The sequence below is a fragment of the Kitasatospora sp. NPDC038210 genome (assembly GCF_055600605.1).
Genome location: NZ_JBVJYK010000001.1, coordinates 590823 through 606697, shown reverse-complemented (window position 1 = coordinate 606697; position 15875 = coordinate 590823). Strand labels below are relative to the sequence as shown.

The following is a 15875-nucleotide window of genomic DNA, read 5'->3' as shown; positions in this document are numbered from 1 at the left end:
GCCTCCCCGTGCGTGTCCGGCACACGCGAACCAACCACTGCCCGAACCGGCGCCACAACGTCAGACAGCCTGCTCGGTGGTGGGGCCGCCCGAGGGCGGGCCCACCACCTGACTCGGACAATGACGCTGTCTCAGGTCTCAGATGACGATGCTCGCGACGGTGCTTGTGTTCGGATCCGCCTGGCCCAGTGCGACCACGGCAGCCGCGCCGACGGTCAGGCCGGCGAGGATCGCCACCCGCAGCCGGGCCTGGCGGGCCGCGTGGTCAGCCGCCGTGCGACGCTCGTCGGTCTCCTGCAGCTCGTTGTCCACTCTGTCGAGCAGTTCGCCGTCCATCATGGTGATGCCCTCCCTCTTGTTCGACGGGCCCCGGTCCTGCTGCTGGTCGCAACAGCAGCACCGAGGGGATCCTGGGGCCGAAGCCGAGCCGCAGCAGGCCGTAGCCGATGCCGGCCAGTCCGGCCAGCAGGCCGGGTGTGGGCACCTCACCGGGGGTGCCGCAACGGGCGCCTTGCTGTTCGACGGACCGCATCAGTCGAGCGGCCGTACGGCGCCGGCCGGCAGAGGTCGGCACCGGCTCCACCAGTGGTTCCAGCAGACCGAGTTCACCGTGGCGGAGCGAGTGGCCCGGCGTCGGCACGCGGTCGGCGAGCAGAGCGAGGTGCTGGTCCGCCGTGCGGGCGCGCAGCACCCGGCCGACCCGGTCCGGGCACCGGCCGGGGCCGTCGGCGTCCGCCAGGTCCACCGCCGCTCGCTCCCTCAGGGCCCACGCGACGCCCTCGTGGCCGTAGAGGAATCCGGGCCGCTCGGGACGGGGCCGATGGCCCGCCAAGGTCCTGACGGTTCGGGCGAGTTCGGCAGCCGCCGGCAGCCGCGTCTGAGTGTGCACGGCCTCGGCCGCGAGCAGGGCACCGGCCAGGCCGTCGGCGATGTCCATGGGGGCTGCCGGGTCGACGGCGGCCGTGTGAAGTGCGGCGAGGCCGGCGGGCAGGGCGGCGCTCAGCTCCGCGGAGTCCAGCAGGGTGGCGAGCCGGGCGGTGGCGTAGCTGATGCCGCCGAGCCCGGAGAAGCCGCCCGGCCCCACGGCACGCGCGAGTTCGGGGTGCTCCGCCAAGAGCCTCAGGAGCCGGGGGAGGACGCGGACGGCCTGGTCGGCGGCCTCCTGATAGCGGACCGCCCCGGTGAGCCGGCCCAGCTCGGCGAGGAACAGCGCCGGGCCGGTGTAGCCGTCGCCGAGCGCCATGCCCATCGGCAACACCGCCCACTGTCCCGGCCCGGCCTCCTGCAGCCCGAGCCAGTTCACCCGGCCCTCGCCCCGACAAACCCGGGCGAGCAGGTCCTCCCCGATCCCTCGTGCGAGCTCCAGCGCCCGGGCACCCAGGTCACCGTCGTAGGCGTCCCGGGATTCGGCAGCAGGGCGCCCCGGACCATGGCGGCCCGGACCATGGCGGCCCGGAGACCGCCGTCCGGCGGCCGCCAGGGAGGCGCGGATCAGCCATGCCTGCCGGTCGAGGTCGCCCTCCGACATCCCCCGGATCGTCCTGGTGGCGGCCGTCAGCCCGGATTCATCGAGCAGCAACGGGAGTTCGCGACCGTCCCAGGTCCGCGGGGTGCGGTCCGCGGGGGTCATGGTGAAGAACGGGATGTCGCCGGCGAGCAGGTCGGTGAGTTCGTGGGGCGCCAGCCCGTGCAGGTGCGGGTAGCCGGTCTCGTCGTGCAGTGCGGCGAAGGCCCGCTCCCGACCGGAGCGGTCGCGCAGCAGCTCCGGCTCGGTCGCCTCGGCGAGCAGCGTCGCATAGCTCTGACTGGGCCGCGCGACCAGACGCATCGCCTCACCCGCAAAACGAGACAACAGCCCCTGTTCACCGAGCAGTTCATGGGAATGTGCGGCAATCATCCGGTAGCCGGCGCGGAATCCGCACAGCAGCCGGTCGAGGTGGTCGGCCGGATCGGCGGGTCTCCCGGCCAGCACCGGACGGTTGTCGGCACCCGGCCAGCGGACCGGGCGGCGGACCAGCCGCATCAGGTCGGTGCCCGCGTCCGCCCACCCGGGCATCGGGTCCGGCGTCCACTGGTCGGCCTGGCCACCGAGTGCCGAGAGGTCGAGTGAACCGCTGTCGCCGAAGCACGGGTTCGGCAGCACCATGGTCCGCTGCACGGACGCGGCGAGCGCCCGGGCGGCCGGATCGGCGCCGCCGTCGGTGACGGGCACCCAGCACGGATGGAACAGCGTCTCCACGTCCACCACGACCGGCTGGTCGCGCGCGGCGATGAGGTTCTCGGCATGGATGTCGACCGCGTTCACCGCGTGCAGCAGCGCGAGCTGGGCGCCGAGCCGCTCGTAGAACCGCCCGACTTCGGCTTGGGACCGGCATGGGCTCGGCGCGACGTACTCGGCCCAGCCGTACCCCGCCTGCGGCAGCACCCGAACGGCTCGCGCCGCCAGTCGGGGCCGGCGTCGGCCGAACCAGGCGAGCAGTTCGTTCCACCGGGCGTGCAGACCGAGCGGGCGCGGCTTGTACACCAGGCGCCGCCCGCCGTCGAACTCCAGCACGGCGACGGACCGGCCCGCCGAATGCGGGTCCCCCAGTCCGAAGCGGACCCGGGTCAGCCGACCGGGCTCGCCGTCGAGCAGGCCGGCGGTGAGCTGCTCCCGGTCCGCGTGGAGCCGCTCCAGCAGTTCGGTGGCCGTGGCCACGGTGCGCATGCACCGTTCGGCCAGCAGCCGGGCCAGCACGGGATGACGGTGCAGCACCGCGCCCAGGGCCGGCCCGGCGGCGACCTCGCTCAGGAACGTGTCGAACCGCTCCCGCCCGTCCTGCCCGGTCAGGGTTCCCGCCCGGCGCGCGTGTCCCAACTCCTGTACCAGTGTGCGTCCGGCCAGCCGGACCAAGCCGCCGGCCAGGTGGCGCCGTGCACCGGCCCACACCACTCGCCGCTCCACCGCGGCGGGGTTCGCCGCCGCGAAGTGGCCGGAGGTGGTCCGCAGGAACGGCCGCAGCGGATGCAGCAGTCGGCCCTCGGGACCCGCCCCGGGGAGCGGGCGGATCCGCCCGCCGGGCGCCGGGTCGGCGCACCGCAGCGCCTGTTCCACCAACGCGGCCCAGCGCGGCGTCCGTCCGGGCGGCAGGGCATCGCGCTCGGCCGACGACAGTGCGGGCAGCCACCAGGCGCCGGACGCCGCAGGCAGCGGAACCGACCGAGTCGCCTGCACTGTCACTCCACTACTCTGACACACCATCACCATCTCTGACAGAGTGGCGGGCCGGATTCCCGGCGGGCCTACCGTGCGGCGAGGAAGTCCGCCACGAAATCGCACAGCTGGGCGCGGGTGGCGGAGTTCGTCTTGCCGATCAGACTGGCGACGTGTTTCTCGACCGTCCGGGGAGAGATCTGCAGCCGGGCGGCCACGGCCTTGTTGCCGACGCGTTCGACCAGCAGGCAGAAGACGTCGTACTCGCGCATGGTGACGCCGAGCGCGACGAGTTCGGCCGGAATCCGATCCGTGCCGGTGCGGCGCTGCCCGACCGGAGCGCCCAGCGAACGCAGCCGGGAGCGGCACGCGACGGCGATGGCGTCGGCACCCGCGTGGTGGAAGTACGTCTCGGCCTCGGTCAACCAGTCGCGGACTTCCCCCCATCCGTCGACGACTGCGGCGTCAGCGACCAGACGCAGGCCGAGGTGACGAGCCGTCGGGAAGACCACCGCGTCGGCCTGCGCACCGCGACACGCCGCCACCGCCTCGGCCGGGCGACCTTCCCGACCGTACAGGACCGCCCGGGCCAAGCCGACGAACTGCCGGTTCCACCGCATCCGGCCCGCCTGACTCGCGGCGATCCGTTCGACCTCCGCCCAGTCGGATCGCCCGGCCAGCACGGACAGCAGCAGGACCAGCCCGTGGCTGCCGGCGAGGTGGAAGTAGTTCTCCTCGTCCGGCGGGACGGCGACGGCCAGTCGCGCGGCCAGCTCCGCCGCCTGCTCGTGGTCCTCCTCCAGCAGCGCGCAGAACAGCTCGGCCAGGCCGAGCACGAGCGGTGCCTCCCGCGACTCGTTCCCACCGCTGTTCCGGAACCGGGCGAGTGCCGCCCGCAGTTGGGGCCTGCGGGCCCGGTGGGCGGCGGCCACCGCACCCACCATCAGGGCGTACCGGGTCACCGAGTGCAGCTTCAGTCGCTCGGTCTCGGCCCTGGAGCCGTCCAGCAGGGCCGTGGCCCGGTCGAAGTCGGCTCGCAGCACCGCGTCGAGCGCCAGCATCGCCCCGACGTTGTGCGCCAGGCTCACGCAACCGGTGCGCATCGCCTCCTGGTGGGCGTGGTGCAGCCCGTCCAGGTCGGCCTCGGCGAGCCAGGCGTTGCTGCCCAGGCCGATCAGCCCGTGGTTGTGCCAGCTCACCTGGCGGCTCTCGGCGGCCATCCGCAGCGTGCGGCGGAAGCACTGGTCGGATTCGGCCAGGGAGCGCCCACGGGTCGCGAAACCCATCGCGTACCACGCCTGGCAGGCCAGTGCGTGGTCACCGCGCTGTTCCGCGCCCTCGATCGCCCGGCGGGCCAGTTGCTCGCTGCGGCCGATCCGCCCCTGCTCCGCTGTCGACACCACCAGGTAGGCCTCGACCACATCGATGCCCGCGGTGTCTCGCGCACTCGCCCCCTCGGGCAGCAGCTCCCGGGCCGCGCGGACCTGTTCCAGTCCCACGTCCCATTGCCCGGCCACCTGCGCCGCCCAGGCCAGCCGCACGTGCAGCTCGACCCGGCGTCCCGGATCGGCCTCGACATCGGCCCGGCGCAGTTGCTGCGCCACCTCGGTGGCCCGGTCGAGCCTGCCGTCGTCCGCCAGGGCGAGCAGCAGGGTCTCCAGCAACTCCCGTCGCACGCCGGCCGGTACGGCGTCGTCGGGCAGATGGATGTCCGATCCGTCGACGGGCCCCAAGGCCGACCGGGCTTCGTGCAGCACGGCGATCGCCGTTCCGGGCCCGTGGCCGGCCAGGGCACGGCGGGCCACCTCCAGGTAGCGGACGGCGGCGGTGCGGCGGTCCCCCGCCTGCCCGTGCAGCCGCGCGGCCAGCAGGCACCAGGTGCCGGGCAGGCTCGGGTCGAGCTCGTTCATGGCCGCCACGGCCCGGGCGGCGAGCTCGGCCCGGTCGGCCGGCGTGAGCCGGTCGAGCAACGCCTCCTGGGTCAGCGGATGTTCGAAGGCGTACCAGTCGGGCCCACGCTCGTCGTCCGGCACCAGCAGGCCGTCGACGACGGCGGAGCGCAGCGAGGCGGCGGGCTCGTGGTCGTCCGGTGCGGCGCAGCGCCGCGCCACCGACAGCGGGAAGCTGCGGCCCAGCACTGCGGCGGCCGACAGCAGCTGGAGCGTCTGCGGTCCGAGCCGCTCCGCCCGCTGCTCGACCGCCCGGACCAGGGTGAACGGGATGGCCGCGCGGCTGGTGCCGACCAGCTGCCAGCAGTCCTCGGTGCGGACGAGCCGGCCCTCGGCGCGCATGCCGCGGATCAACTCGACGGCGGTGAAAGGGATTCCGCTGCTGTCGGCGAGCACCCGGTCGGACACCGCCACCGGCAGCTCGTCCGGCGGGCAGCCGAGACAGCTCGCGGTCAGCGCGTGCACCTGCGCTGCACCGAGCCGGCCGAGTCTCACCAGGCCGGCTTCCCCCCGCTGGGCCAGCGTGTCCGCGAGCGCGTGGGCGGCGCCGGGCGTGTCCCGCAGGGTGGCGACGACGGCGACCGGCAGCAGGGCCAGGTTGGCCGCCAGGTACTCCAGGACCGCCAGCGTCTCGACGTCCGCTTCGTGCAGGTCGTCGATGACGAGCAGGCAGCCGCGCTCCCGGCCGCAGGCGGCGGCCAGCCGGAGCACGGCCTCGGCCAGCACGATCGGCGACCGGTCGCAGGCGTCCCCGATCGCCCACTCGGGTACCAGACGGCCGAGCACGGGCAGGTACGGTCCGAGCGCGTCGGTGGGCGGCGCGCCACCGGCCCGGGCGAGTGACAGCAGTGCCTCGGTGAGCGACCGGTACGGCACGGCCGGGCCGGTGGCGATGCAGCGGCCCTTGAGCACGGTCATCCCGGCCTCCCGGGCCAGCGTGATCGCCTCGCCGGCCAGCCTGGTCTTCCCGATCCCCGGCTCTCCGGTCACGCACACCGTGCCACCCACCGACTTCCGCGCGTCCTGCAGTGCGCGGTCCAGCAGGGCGAGTTCGTCCTCGCGTCCGACGAGTCCGCTGAACCGGTCCACGCGCGGTTCCGTCATCGTGCCCCCTCCGGTCTGCCGATCCGATCAAGGGGGACCCTATGCCGACTCGTCGTCGCCCTTGAGGGCCTCCTCCAGCCACTTCACGACCGTCTCGGCGGCCTCGTCGGGGCCCTGCATGGCAGGCCCGACGCCGTTTTCCTGCTGCCACAGCACGAACATCTCGCGCTCGGTCGGCTCGACGACGGTGTGGCCGTCGGCGCGCAGCGTGCTGACGTGACGCCGGGTCGCGGGCTTGCGCCACATCGAGCCGTTCATGTTCGGGAAGAAGAGTGCGGGCCGCTCGTGGGCCAGCAGGACCGTCTGGGCCGGCGTGGCGGCCAGCCCGAGGGCCGCCGCGGCCAGGGTGTTGGCGGTGGCGGGCAGCACCACCACGCCGAGCGAGCGGTGTGCGAACTCGGTGGGGTTGAGGGCCGGGTCGTCGGCGACGTACACCTCGTCCGCGTGCCAGGCCAGTACCTGGGGCTGGACGAAGCGCGCGGCGCTCGCGGTCAGCAGGACCCGGAGCGGCAGGTCGATCTCCTGGCGGAGGAAGACGAGGTAGTTCGGCAGGTCCTTGGCCACGATCGAGCCACAGGCGATCACGGAGAGGGCGTCATTTCGCATGGCATGGATGGTGTCCGAGCCCGGCCGCCCCGGTATGGGGATCGGGCCCCCGTTTTCCGTCCCGGCCGCCGACCGGAAGACGGGGACCGACTACCCATGTCCGCCCACCCGGCGCCGTGCCATCGTCTGACTCGCCGATCCGCCAGCAGGGCGGGACGGCGCCAACCCGCCTCTTCGTCAAGGGAGTCGAACCATGAAGAAGATCACTGTGCGCAAGACCGGTTCCATCAAGCTCACCTCGCCGGCGTCCTACGTCCTGGTGGTCTGCTGACCCGGTGATATCCCCGGGCCTGCGTGCAGCACAGCACGCAGGCCCGGGTTCGTCCCGCCGCCCCCGCCCGGAAGCCCGCACCCCTCCGAGCGGCCCGCAACCCTCCGAGGGAGAGATCATGGCGACCGCCGACCTCGCCTTCCATCCGCTCACCTTCGTCACCGAACGCGACGGCACGATGGTGGGCCGGCCCGACACCGGGTCCTTCGCGCTGCTCCCGGAGGACGGCGCGGCGCTGCTGCGACGCCTGGCCGACGGCATGCCGCTCGCCGAGGCCGCCGCCTGGTACCACGCGACCTACGGAGAGCCGGTCGACCTGGCCGACTTCGTCGAGACCATGCGCGATCTCGGCTTCGTCCACGAGTCCGGCGCCGCCGCCGAGCCCACGCCCGTGCCGGTGCCCGTACGCTTCCAGGCCTGGGGACGTGCCATGTTCTCGCCGCTCGGCTGGAGCTGTTACGCGCTGATCACCGCGCTGGCGATCGCGGCGATGATCTACGAGCCCCGACTGCAACCGCACACCCGGAACGTGTTCTTCGTCCCGTCCCTGGTCGCGGTGGAGGTGGCCCTCGCCGTGCTGCAGATGCCGCTCATGCTCTGGCACGAGGGGTGGCACGTCCTGGCCGGCCGCAGGCTCGGCCTGCCCACCAGTCTGGGCATCGGACGACGGCTCTACTTCGTGGTCTTCGAGACCCGGCTCGACGCGCTGTTCGGTGTGCGACCCGCGCAGCGCCACCTGCCATTCCTGGCCGGGATGCTCGGCGAGGTCGTGCTCTTCGGCGTGCTCACCCTCGCGGCGGCGGCCGACCTCGCGACCGGACCGTCCTGGGCCGGGCGGTTCGCCCTCGCCGTGGCGTACCTGATCCTGCCCCGGCTGGCCTGGCAGTTCCTGATCTTCCTGCGCACCGACCTCTACTACGTCCTCGCCACGGCCCTGGGCTGCGCCAACCTGCACGAGGTGGGTTCGGCCTACCTGCGCCACCGTCTGGGCCGGGGCCGGGGCGGCTGGGCGGAGGACCGCTGGTCGGCGCGGGAGCGGGCGCTGGCGCCCTGGTTCGCCCTGCTGACCGCGATCGGCACCGCCGTCCTGCTGATCGCCGCCGTGTTCACCGTCGTCCTGCCGACCGTGACGTTCGCCCAGCGACTCGCCGACGGCATCGCGCACCGCTCGCTGGGCGACAGCCGGCTCTGGGACGCCGCCGTCGCCCTGCTCGTCATCGTCGTCCAGGTCGTCGTGCTGCCCCTGCTGGTCGGCCGCAGGCAACGCCGCGCCGCCGCGTGACCGGCCCGCGCACTCACGAAAGGAAAACCCGTGACCTCCCACACCTGGCGCCTCCAGCCCGAAGGCACCGCGCACGACGACCGGTACGACGCCCGAGCCGACTGCCACCGGCGGCTGCGCGGACCGTACACCGGTCTGGGCACACTGCTGCGCTCACTGGTACCGGATGCGCACCGGGCCCGCCCGGAGCTCGTGGCGCGCCACGCCGTCGAAATCCTGTCCGCCGCTCCGGAGCTCAAGGACCTGATCGGCGCCGGACCGCAGACCCTCACCTCGCTGGCCGTGCCCAACGAGCGCACCCGCCTCTACCCGGCGAAGCGCACCCGCCGTCTCGCCCACGGCATCGTCGAGTTCCTGCACGGCCACGCCCGCGAGCTCGGCCACGCGCTGGCCCTGCGCTTCGACCGGGTCGACGAAGCCGATCACACCGACCAGGAGTTCCTCGCCATCCTGCTGCGCCGGGCCCTGCCGGACCTGCTGATGGTCACCGTGCACACCGGGGGCGCCGACCTGATCCCCGAACTCACCACGGCCCTCGCCACCCGTACCGCCCGTGCCGCCGATACGGACGCCCAACATTCGGACGCTCGAACTGATCTGACGGACCATCACAAGCCGGCCCAGTCCTACGTCGAGTCCGACGGCACCTCCCACGACCCCGTCGAAGAAGCCGCCTACCACCGCCTCGACGCCGCCGAGCGGGCCCGACTGCACGACCAGCGGGCGGCCGAGCTGCGCCGCCGCGGAGAGTGGAGCCTGTCCCTCGGGGCGATCCCCTATCACCTGGAGCACGGCGGCGACCGGGAAGCGGCCGCCGACGCGTTCTTCGAAGCCGCCGAGTACCTGGTCTCGATGGGCTTCTACCACGCGCTGCTCGACGTTGCCGGCCGTGGCACGGCCCTGGTGGACCCGGCCGAGGAGCCCCGGAAGTACTGGATGCTGGCCACCAAGGTCACCACCGCACTGGCGATCCTCGGCCGGCCGGAGGAGGCCGAACGGCGCTACATCGAGCTGCGCGCCATGTTCCAACAGCCGATGCTGCACATCTTCTCCGGCTACGCCCTCGCCATGCTCTACACGCGCTACCACCCGGCCGAGCACAAGGACCACCAGCTGGCCAAGGCCCACCTGCACAACGTGCTCGCGATGGCTTCCCTGTTGCCGGACCACGACCAGCGCGTCTTCCAGTCGGTCTTCAACCGCAACGGCCTGGCCCTGGTGGAGCTCCAGCTCGGCAACCCGGCCGAGGCGCTGCGCCTGGTCAGCACCGGTCTGGCCGACATCGACCGCGAACTCCCCGCCGAGAAACACCGCTTGCACCGCTCCGTGCTGGTGCACAACCGGGGCCGGGTGTACACGGCACTCGGCCGCCTGGAGGAGGCGCTGGCCGACATCGACACCGTCATCGAGCTGGATCCCAACTACCCGGACTACTACTTCGACCGGGCCGACCTGCGGCGCCGGATGGGCGACCTGCCCGGTGCGCTGGCCGACTACAGCGAGTCGATCACCTTCGCCGCGCCGTTCTGGGAGATGCACTACAACCGGGCCGACCTGCTCCTGGAACTGGGCGACCTGGCAGGCGCGATCGCGGACCTGACGTACGTACTCGATCTGGAACCAGACGAGTTGGACGCCCGGATCAACCTCGCCAGCCTGCTGCGGGAGCAGGGCGATGCGGCGGGATCACTGACCCAGGTCGAGGAGGGGCTGCGCCACCACCCGGGCGACGCCCGCCTGTTGTCCGCCCGGGGGCTGCTGGCGCTGGACGCGGGCGACGACCGGGCGGCGCTGCGCGACTTCGACCTGGCGCTCACCGCCGAGCCGGACCTGGTGAGCGCGCTGGCCAACCGCGCGACCCTGGCCCTGGAGACGGGCGACCACGGCACCGCGGTCGCGGATCTCACCCGGGCGCTGGCGATCGAGACCGACAATCCGGACCTGCTCTACAACCGTGGTTACGTCCACCAGAGCGCCGGTGACTGGGAGTCGGCCCGCCAGGACTACACCGCCGCACTGCTGCTGCCCGGCGCCGACCGCGCCGACCTGCTGCGGCAGCGCGCCGAATGCCACCTCGCACTGGGCGATCCGGCGGCTCATCAGGCCGACCTGGTGGCAGCCGAGTCGGCCGCGAGCTCGCCGGACGCGGCCGCGGATCCGGTGAGGGTGTCGTGACGGCCGGGCCGGATCCCGGCACCGTGACCGGTCCGGTGACGCCCCGGCCGGAGACCCCGGCCGTCACCGGACCGGCCCTGCGGAGCGTCATGCGCCGCTGGGCCACGGGGGTCGCCCTGGTCACCGCCACGACCCAGGGCCGGCCGACCGGTTGCACGGCCAGTTCCTTCACCTCGGTCTCGCTCAGCCCGCCGCTCGTGCTGGTGTCGCTCCGCCGGAGCAGCCGCACCCTGGCCGCGATCACCAGCCAGGGTGCCTTCGGCATCAACCTGCTCGGCCGCCACCACCAGGACCTGGCCGACCGGTTCGCCACCGCACCGGCCGAACAGCGGTTCGCCGGGATCGGCCACCGGCTGGTCCGGGGCGTCCCGGTGATCGACGAGGCGATGGCGGCGCTGGTGTGCCGGGTCGAGCGCACCGTCGCCGCCGCCGACCACCTGCTCGTGCTGGGGCAGCCCCTGTGGTGCGACCAGGACGGCGCCGCCGACCCCCTGGTGCACTTCGGAAGCCACTACCAGTGTCTGGCCGTAGGATCAGCACCTGCGTGATCCGGTTGCTCGCCCGAGGGGGGACGAGAGGGAGGGCTGCCGGTGATCATCGGCGCCGACCTGGCGGGTACGGCCTCGGCGCCGCTGCTCGCCGAGCGGAGTGAGCAGGTGCGCACGGTAGCCCACCCCGGGCGTCGGCGGCTGCTCACCGCCGCCGCGAGCTGACCGGGCCGGCCGGGGTCCAGCCCGGCCCGCGGGAGGCCCCGTTCGGTTCGCGGGACACCTGCCCGGGGCCGACGCCCCCGGTGCGCGGGCGGCCGCCCGGCTCGCCGCTCAGGCGCCGGTCACCAGCGGCCAGAGCCGATCGCTGCCGTCCTCGACCACCCGGCGGCCGATCCGGCGGGCCCAGGCCTGCTCGGTGCCGTCCTCGTCGCGCCACGACCACAGCCGGGTGGTGGAGAGGTGGAGCCGGCTGAGTTCGGTGAAGCCGATCGCGCCGTGCAGCTGGTGGGCGATCCGGGTGATCTCGGCGACCGAGGCGCAGGCCTGCGCGGCGGCGACCCAGGCGGCGAACTCGGCGGTGTCCGGATCGGCCAGGGCGGCGGCCGCCGCCTCGACGGCCGCGCCGACCAGGGCCGCCTCCTCGATCAGCCTGGCCTCCTCCTGCTTGACCGCCTGGAAGTGGCTCAGCGGGCGGCCGAACTGCACGCGGGAGCCGGTGTGGGCGATGGTCAGGTCGACGCAGCGGCGGGCCGCGCCGGCGATCAGCGCGGCCCGGGCCAGACCGGAGCGCCACCGCGCCTGACGGGCCAGCGCGGCCGGGATCCGGCGCACCCGCTCGGCGGGAACGGCCACGTCGATCAGCACCAGGTCGTCCCGCGGCTCGCCCGCCAGGTTGGTGCCCTCGACCCGCAGCAGGTCGACGGCGTCGAGGAGCAGCAGTACGGGCCCGGTGGACGGCCCCGCGGTCAGTACCACCACCGCGTCGGCCGCCCCGGCCCACGCCACCCGGCGCAATGTGCCGCTGACCCGCAGGGCGTCGTCGGTCCCGCCCGCGCCCAGGGGGCCGACCCGGCCGGCGGTGTCCACGTTCGCGAACCGCACGTCCAGCGGGCCGGCGGCGACCGCGAGCGGCCCGTCCGGTGCGGTGAGCCCGGCCGCGGACAGCAGCGGGCGGGCGACCAGCAGGGTCTCGGCGAGCGGCCCCGGGGTGCTGTGGTAGCCGGCCTCGCGGGCCAGCGCCACCAGGACGGCCGGGTCCGCGTCGGGCGGCGGCAGGGCGCCGGCGGCGCGCAGCCCGTCCCACACCGCCCGCGCGGACTCGGCGGGCCACTCGCCGGCGCCGGCCAGGACGGCGCGGGCGCGTTCGACCGGCTGCTCGGTGACGGGTTCGGTGCGCGCCTGGGGCCGGGTGCCCGCCGGGCAGTCACCGCCCATCGGGTTCCCGCTGCCCATCGGGTCCTCGCTGCTCACCGAGTTCTCGTTGCTCATCGAGTTCTCGCTGCTCATCGGCTTTTCGTTGGTCATCGCGACGCCTCCAGGCCTCGGGTGATGATTCCGCGCAGGATCTCGTTGGTGCCGCCGCGCAGGGTGTAGCCCGGGGAGTGCAGGATCGCGGTGGCGAGCAGTTCGGGGTAGCTGCCGCGGGTGGCGTCGAACCGGGCGGCGACCGGCAGGATCTCGCGGGCCTCGTTGACGAGTTCGCCCTCGAACCGGGTGCCGAGGTCCTTGACCAGTGCGGCCTGCACGTCGGCCGGGTGGCCCGCCTCCAGCGCGGCGGCCACGCCCAGCGACAGCTGCCGGATCGAGGCCAGCCGCGCGGTGAGCCGGCCGACCCGGGCGTGCTGCTCCGGCGTGCACGCGGTCTGCCGCAGCTCGCCGACCAGGGCGAGCAGCAGCGGCAGCGTGGACAGGAACCGCTCGGGCCCGCTCCGCTCCAGGGCCAGCTCTCCGGTGACCTGCCGCCAGCCGTCGCCTGGCCGGCCGAGCATCGCGTCGTCGGCGAGCTCGACGCCGTCCAGGTGGACGCGGTTGAAGGTGTGCTCTCCGCTGAGCAGCCGGATCGGCTCGACCCGGATACGCGGGTCGCGCAGGTCGACGATGAACTGGCTCAGCCCGGCGTGCCGGTCGGCGGATTCGCCGGCGGACTCCCCGGTGCGGGCGAGCACGATCGCGTAGTCGTTGACGTGCGCGCCGCCGGTCCACATCTTGGTGCCGGTCAACCGCCAGCCGTCACCGGTCCGTTCGGCCCGGGTGCGCACCGAGGCGAGGTCCGAGCCACTGTCCTGCTCGCTCATGCCGATGGAGAAGAAGCACTGTCCGGCGGCGATCCGGGGCAGGAAGCGGCGCCGCTGCTCCTCGGTGCCGTGGCGCAGGATGGACGGCCCGGCCTGCCGGTCGGCGACCCAGTGGGCCGAGACCGGGGCGCCGGCCGCCAGCAACTCCTCGATGACGACGTAGCGTTCGAGGTTGCCACGGCCGCTGCCGCCGTAGTCGCGCGGCAGTGCCATGCCGACCCAGCCACGCTCGGCCAGTCGGCGGCTGAAGGCCGGGTCCCAGCCGGTCAGCCAGGAGTCGGGCCGGCCCATGATGGTGCCGGCGGCCCGTTCGGCGTTCAGGAAGTCGCGCACCTCCCTGCGCAGTTCTGCTGCTATGTCGGGGAGTGGAACGGAAGAGTGATGACTGGTCATATCGGCTGCTCCTCGTGGCGGGGCGGGTCAGGCGCCGGTGAAGTGCGGGGGGCGGTGGTCCCGGCGGGCCCGGACGCCCTCGCGGAAGTCGTCGGTGGTGAGCGTCACCGGCTGGGCGAGCGCCTCCCAGGCCAGCGCCTGCTCGACGGTGAGCGGGCCCCGGGCCAGGCCGCTCCTGGTCAGCCGGACGGCCAGCGGCGCGGCGGCGGCGATCTCGTCGGCGGTCTCCAGCGCGGTGCGCAGCACCTGGCGGGCCGGCAGGGCCTGCTGCACCAGGCCGATCGCGGCGGCCTCGGCGCCGCCCAACAGTCGTCCCGTCAGCAGCAGTTCGCGAGCCCGCGGCAGACCGACCGCTTCGGCGAGCAGCGCGGTGGTGGCCATGCCGGGGTGCAGGCCGAGCCGGACGAACGGTGCACCGAGCTTCGCCTCCGTGGCGGCGTAGCGCAGGTCGCAGGCCAGTGCCAGGGCCAGTCCGGCGCCCACCGCGTGGCCGTTGACGGCTGCGATGGTGGGGACGGGCAGCTCGCGGACGGCCAGCCAGCTCCGGTAGAAGGCGGTCAGCCGTGTCCGGGCGGTGGTCAGGTCCTGGCCGTGCCCGTCGGCGAGGTCGCCGAGGTCGGCTCCGGAGCAGAACGCGGGGCCGGTGCCGGTGACCACGACGGCCCGGAGCCCGGGGTCGGCGTGCAGAGACCGCATCGCATGCTGCCACTGCTCGGTGAGCCGGGCGGTCATCGGATTGCGTTTGTCGGGGTGGTCGAAGGTGAGCACGGCGACACCGTTCGGCCGGTGTTCGACGCGCAGCGGTTCCTGCTCGCTCATCGGGTCTCCAACGGGGTTCGGGTGGTGGGGTGGTGGCCGATCTCGGCGAGGACCTCCTCGGTGTGCTCGCCGATCCGCGGGCAGTGCCGCCGCAGGCCGGCCGGGGTGGCGCCGAACCGGACCGGTTCGCCGATCAGGCGGTAGCGGCCCTCGGTGGGGTGCTCGACCGTCCTCAGCAGGCCGCCCTCGGTGGCGTAGGCGCTGTCCGCGGCCTCGTCCAGGCTCAGCACCGGGGCGGCCGGGATGCTCGCCGCGTCGCAGAAGGCGCGCCATTCGGCGGTGGTGTGCCGGCCGGCGAACTCGTCCATCAGCGCGTAGAGTTCGTCGGCATTGCGGGCGCGGTCGGGCAGCGTGCCGAAGCGCGGGTCGTCGGCCAGGTCGGGGCGGCCGACGAAGGTGAAGAAGTCGCGCCAGTTGCGGTCGCTGTAGGGCAGGATGCACATCCAGCCGTCCGCCGTGCGGGCCGCCCGGCGGACGGAGCTGAGCGCCCGCGCGTAGCCGATCGGGCCCTCGGGCGGGTCGAGGGTGGCCGCCGCCAGGTGCTCGACCAGGTTGAAGGCCAGCATGGTGTCGGCCATCGGCACCTCGACGTGCTGGCCCCGGCCGGTGCGGTCGCGGTGGTGGAGCGCGGCCAGCACCGACTGCGCGATCACCAGGCCGCAGATCTTGTCGGCGAGCACCGTGGGGACGAAGTAGGGCACGCCGCTGACCTGTTCGTTCAGCCAGACCAGGCCGGAGGCGGCCTGGACGATGTCGTCGTAGGCCGGCCGGGTGCCGAGCTCGGAGTCGCTGCGGAACCCCTGGGCGTTCAGGTAGACCAGGCCGGAGTTGACGGCGGCCAGCTCGGCGTAGCCCAGGCCGAGGCGTTGCAGGGCCTGCGGGCGGATGTTGGTGATGAACACGTCCGCGGTCGCGATCAGCGCGAGCAGCGCGTCGCGGCCGCCCGGGGCCTTGAGGTCGATCGCGACGCTGCGCTTGTTGCGGTTGAGGTTGAGCGCCAGCACGCCCATGCCCGGGTTGCGGGTGGGCGGGTAGTGGCGGGTCATGTCACCGCCGGGCGGCTCGACCTTGATCACGTCCGCGCCGAGGTCCCCGAGCTGCTGCGCCGCGTACGGCGCCATGATCACACTGGCCAGCTCGACCACCCGCACGCCGTCCAACGGCCCGGTCGCACCGGCCTGTTGCGGTTCTGCCGACATGACACACCTCCGATCGCCATCGGGATCGACGTGGCTCGCCGATCCGCTGACCATCAGTCAAATCCCGGCCGCCCCATACCGTCCAATACTTCTTACGGC

At 73.7% G+C, this 15875-nt stretch carries 12 protein-coding genes; 4 read left to right on the top strand and 8 right to left on the bottom strand.

What is annotated here, in order from left to right; translation table 11 throughout:
* Positions 1-138: 138 nt before the first annotated feature.
* The 4 genes from ACZ7KX_RS02370 to ACZ7KX_RS02355 form a co-directional block, all read right to left on the bottom strand.
* Positions 139-339, bottom strand: coding sequence for a hypothetical protein (locus ACZ7KX_RS02370; RefSeq protein ID WP_470324867.1), 201 nt, complete (start codon positions 337-339; stop codon positions 139-141).
* Positions 266-3220: a type 2 lanthipeptide synthetase LanM family protein gene (locus ACZ7KX_RS02365; protein ID WP_470324866.1), complete on the bottom strand. Its 2955-nt coding sequence runs from the start codon at positions 3218-3220 to the stop codon at positions 266-268. Before ACZ7KX_RS02365 ends, ACZ7KX_RS02370 begins: the two co-directional genes overlap by 74 nt.
* A 62-nt stretch (positions 3221-3282) precedes the next feature.
* Positions 3283-6246: an ATP-binding protein gene (locus tag ACZ7KX_RS02360; protein ID WP_470324865.1), complete on the bottom strand. Its 2964-nt coding sequence runs from the start codon at positions 6244-6246 to the stop codon at positions 3283-3285.
* 39 nt (positions 6247-6285) lie between these two features.
* Positions 6286-6852 carry a flavoprotein gene (locus ACZ7KX_RS02355; protein WP_470324864.1) on the bottom strand — a complete coding sequence of 189 codons (567 nt, stop codon included), beginning with the start codon at positions 6850-6852 and terminating at the stop codon, positions 6286-6288.
* 389 nt (positions 6853-7241) lie between these two features.
* On the opposite strand from ACZ7KX_RS02355, the gene ACZ7KX_RS02350 reads away from it, so the two are divergent.
* From ACZ7KX_RS02350 to ACZ7KX_RS02335, 4 genes are read left to right on the top strand one after another with little or no spacing between them, the layout of a single operon-like run.
* Positions 7242-8405, top strand: coding sequence for a hypothetical protein (locus ACZ7KX_RS02350; RefSeq protein WP_470324863.1), 1164 nt, complete (start codon positions 7242-7244; stop codon positions 8403-8405).
* A 30-nt stretch (positions 8406-8435) separates the two neighbouring features.
* On the top strand, positions 8436-10580 hold the full coding sequence (locus ACZ7KX_RS02345) for a tetratricopeptide repeat protein (protein ID WP_470324862.1): 2145 nt from the start codon (positions 8436-8438) through the stop codon (positions 10578-10580).
* Positions 10581-10603: 23 nt separating this feature from the next.
* Positions 10604-11128, top strand: a complete 525-nt coding sequence (locus tag ACZ7KX_RS02340) for a flavin reductase family protein (protein WP_470324861.1) — start codon at positions 10604-10606, stop codon at positions 11126-11128.
* 42 nt (positions 11129-11170) lie between these two features.
* Entirely contained in the window at positions 11171-11293 is a 123-nt protein-coding gene (locus ACZ7KX_RS02335) for a hypothetical protein (RefSeq protein ID WP_470324860.1), read from the top strand.
* A 108-nt stretch (positions 11294-11401) separates the two neighbouring features.
* Here the strand turns inward: ACZ7KX_RS02335 and ACZ7KX_RS02330 are convergent, their stop codons facing one another.
* The 4 genes from ACZ7KX_RS02330 to ACZ7KX_RS02315 are packed head-to-tail and all read right to left on the bottom strand — an operon-like array spanning position 11402 to position 15776.
* Positions 11402-12595 (bottom strand): acyl-CoA dehydrogenase family protein, encoded by a 1194-nt coding sequence (locus ACZ7KX_RS02330; RefSeq protein ID WP_470324859.1) that lies wholly within the window; start codon positions 12593-12595, stop codon positions 11402-11404.
* Complete coding sequence (locus tag ACZ7KX_RS02325; protein WP_470324858.1) at positions 12592-13758, bottom strand: acyl-CoA dehydrogenase family protein; 1167 nt, start codon at positions 13756-13758, stop codon at positions 12592-12594. The genes ACZ7KX_RS02330 and ACZ7KX_RS02325 overlap by 4 nt, the downstream gene beginning before the upstream one ends.
* Before the next feature lie 27 nt (positions 13759-13785).
* A complete protein-coding gene (locus ACZ7KX_RS02320; protein WP_470324857.1) occupies positions 13786-14577 on the bottom strand; it encodes an enoyl-CoA hydratase/isomerase family protein in 792 nt (263 codons plus the stop codon).
* Positions 14574-15776, bottom strand: a complete 1203-nt coding sequence (locus ACZ7KX_RS02315; protein WP_470324856.1) for a CaiB/BaiF CoA transferase family protein — start codon at positions 15774-15776, stop codon at positions 14574-14576. The genes ACZ7KX_RS02320 and ACZ7KX_RS02315 overlap by 4 nt, the downstream gene beginning before the upstream one ends.
* Positions 15777-15875: the final 99 nt, after the last annotated feature.

Bases quoted from the DNA above. Each gene is read 5' to 3' on its own strand.
- ACZ7KX_RS02370 (WP_470324867.1), bottom strand. From the start codon at position 339: ATGATGGACGGCGAACTGCTCGACAGAGTGGACAACGAGCTGCAGGAG.
- ACZ7KX_RS02360 (WP_470324865.1), bottom strand. From the start codon at position 6,246: ATGACGGAACCGCGCGTGGACCGGTTCAGCGGACTCGTCGGACGCGAG.
- ACZ7KX_RS02355 (WP_470324864.1), bottom strand. From the start codon at position 6,852: ATGCGAAATGACGCCCTCTCCGTGATCGCCTGTGGCTCGATCGTGGCC.
- ACZ7KX_RS02350 (WP_470324863.1), top strand. From the start codon at position 7,242: ATGGCGACCGCCGACCTCGCCTTCCATCCGCTCACCTTCGTCACCGAA.
- ACZ7KX_RS02330 (WP_470324859.1), bottom strand. From the start codon at position 12,595: ATGACCAACGAAAAGCCGATGAGCAGCGAGAACTCGATGAGCAACGAG.
- ACZ7KX_RS02325 (WP_470324858.1), bottom strand. From the start codon at position 13,758: ATGACCAGTCATCACTCTTCCGTTCCACTCCCCGACATAGCAGCAGAA.
- ACZ7KX_RS02320 (WP_470324857.1), bottom strand. From the start codon at position 14,577: ATGAGCGAGCAGGAACCGCTGCGCGTCGAACACCGGCCGAACGGTGTC.
- ACZ7KX_RS02315 (WP_470324856.1), bottom strand. From the start codon at position 15,776: ATGTCGGCAGAACCGCAACAGGCCGGTGCGACCGGGCCGTTGGACGGC.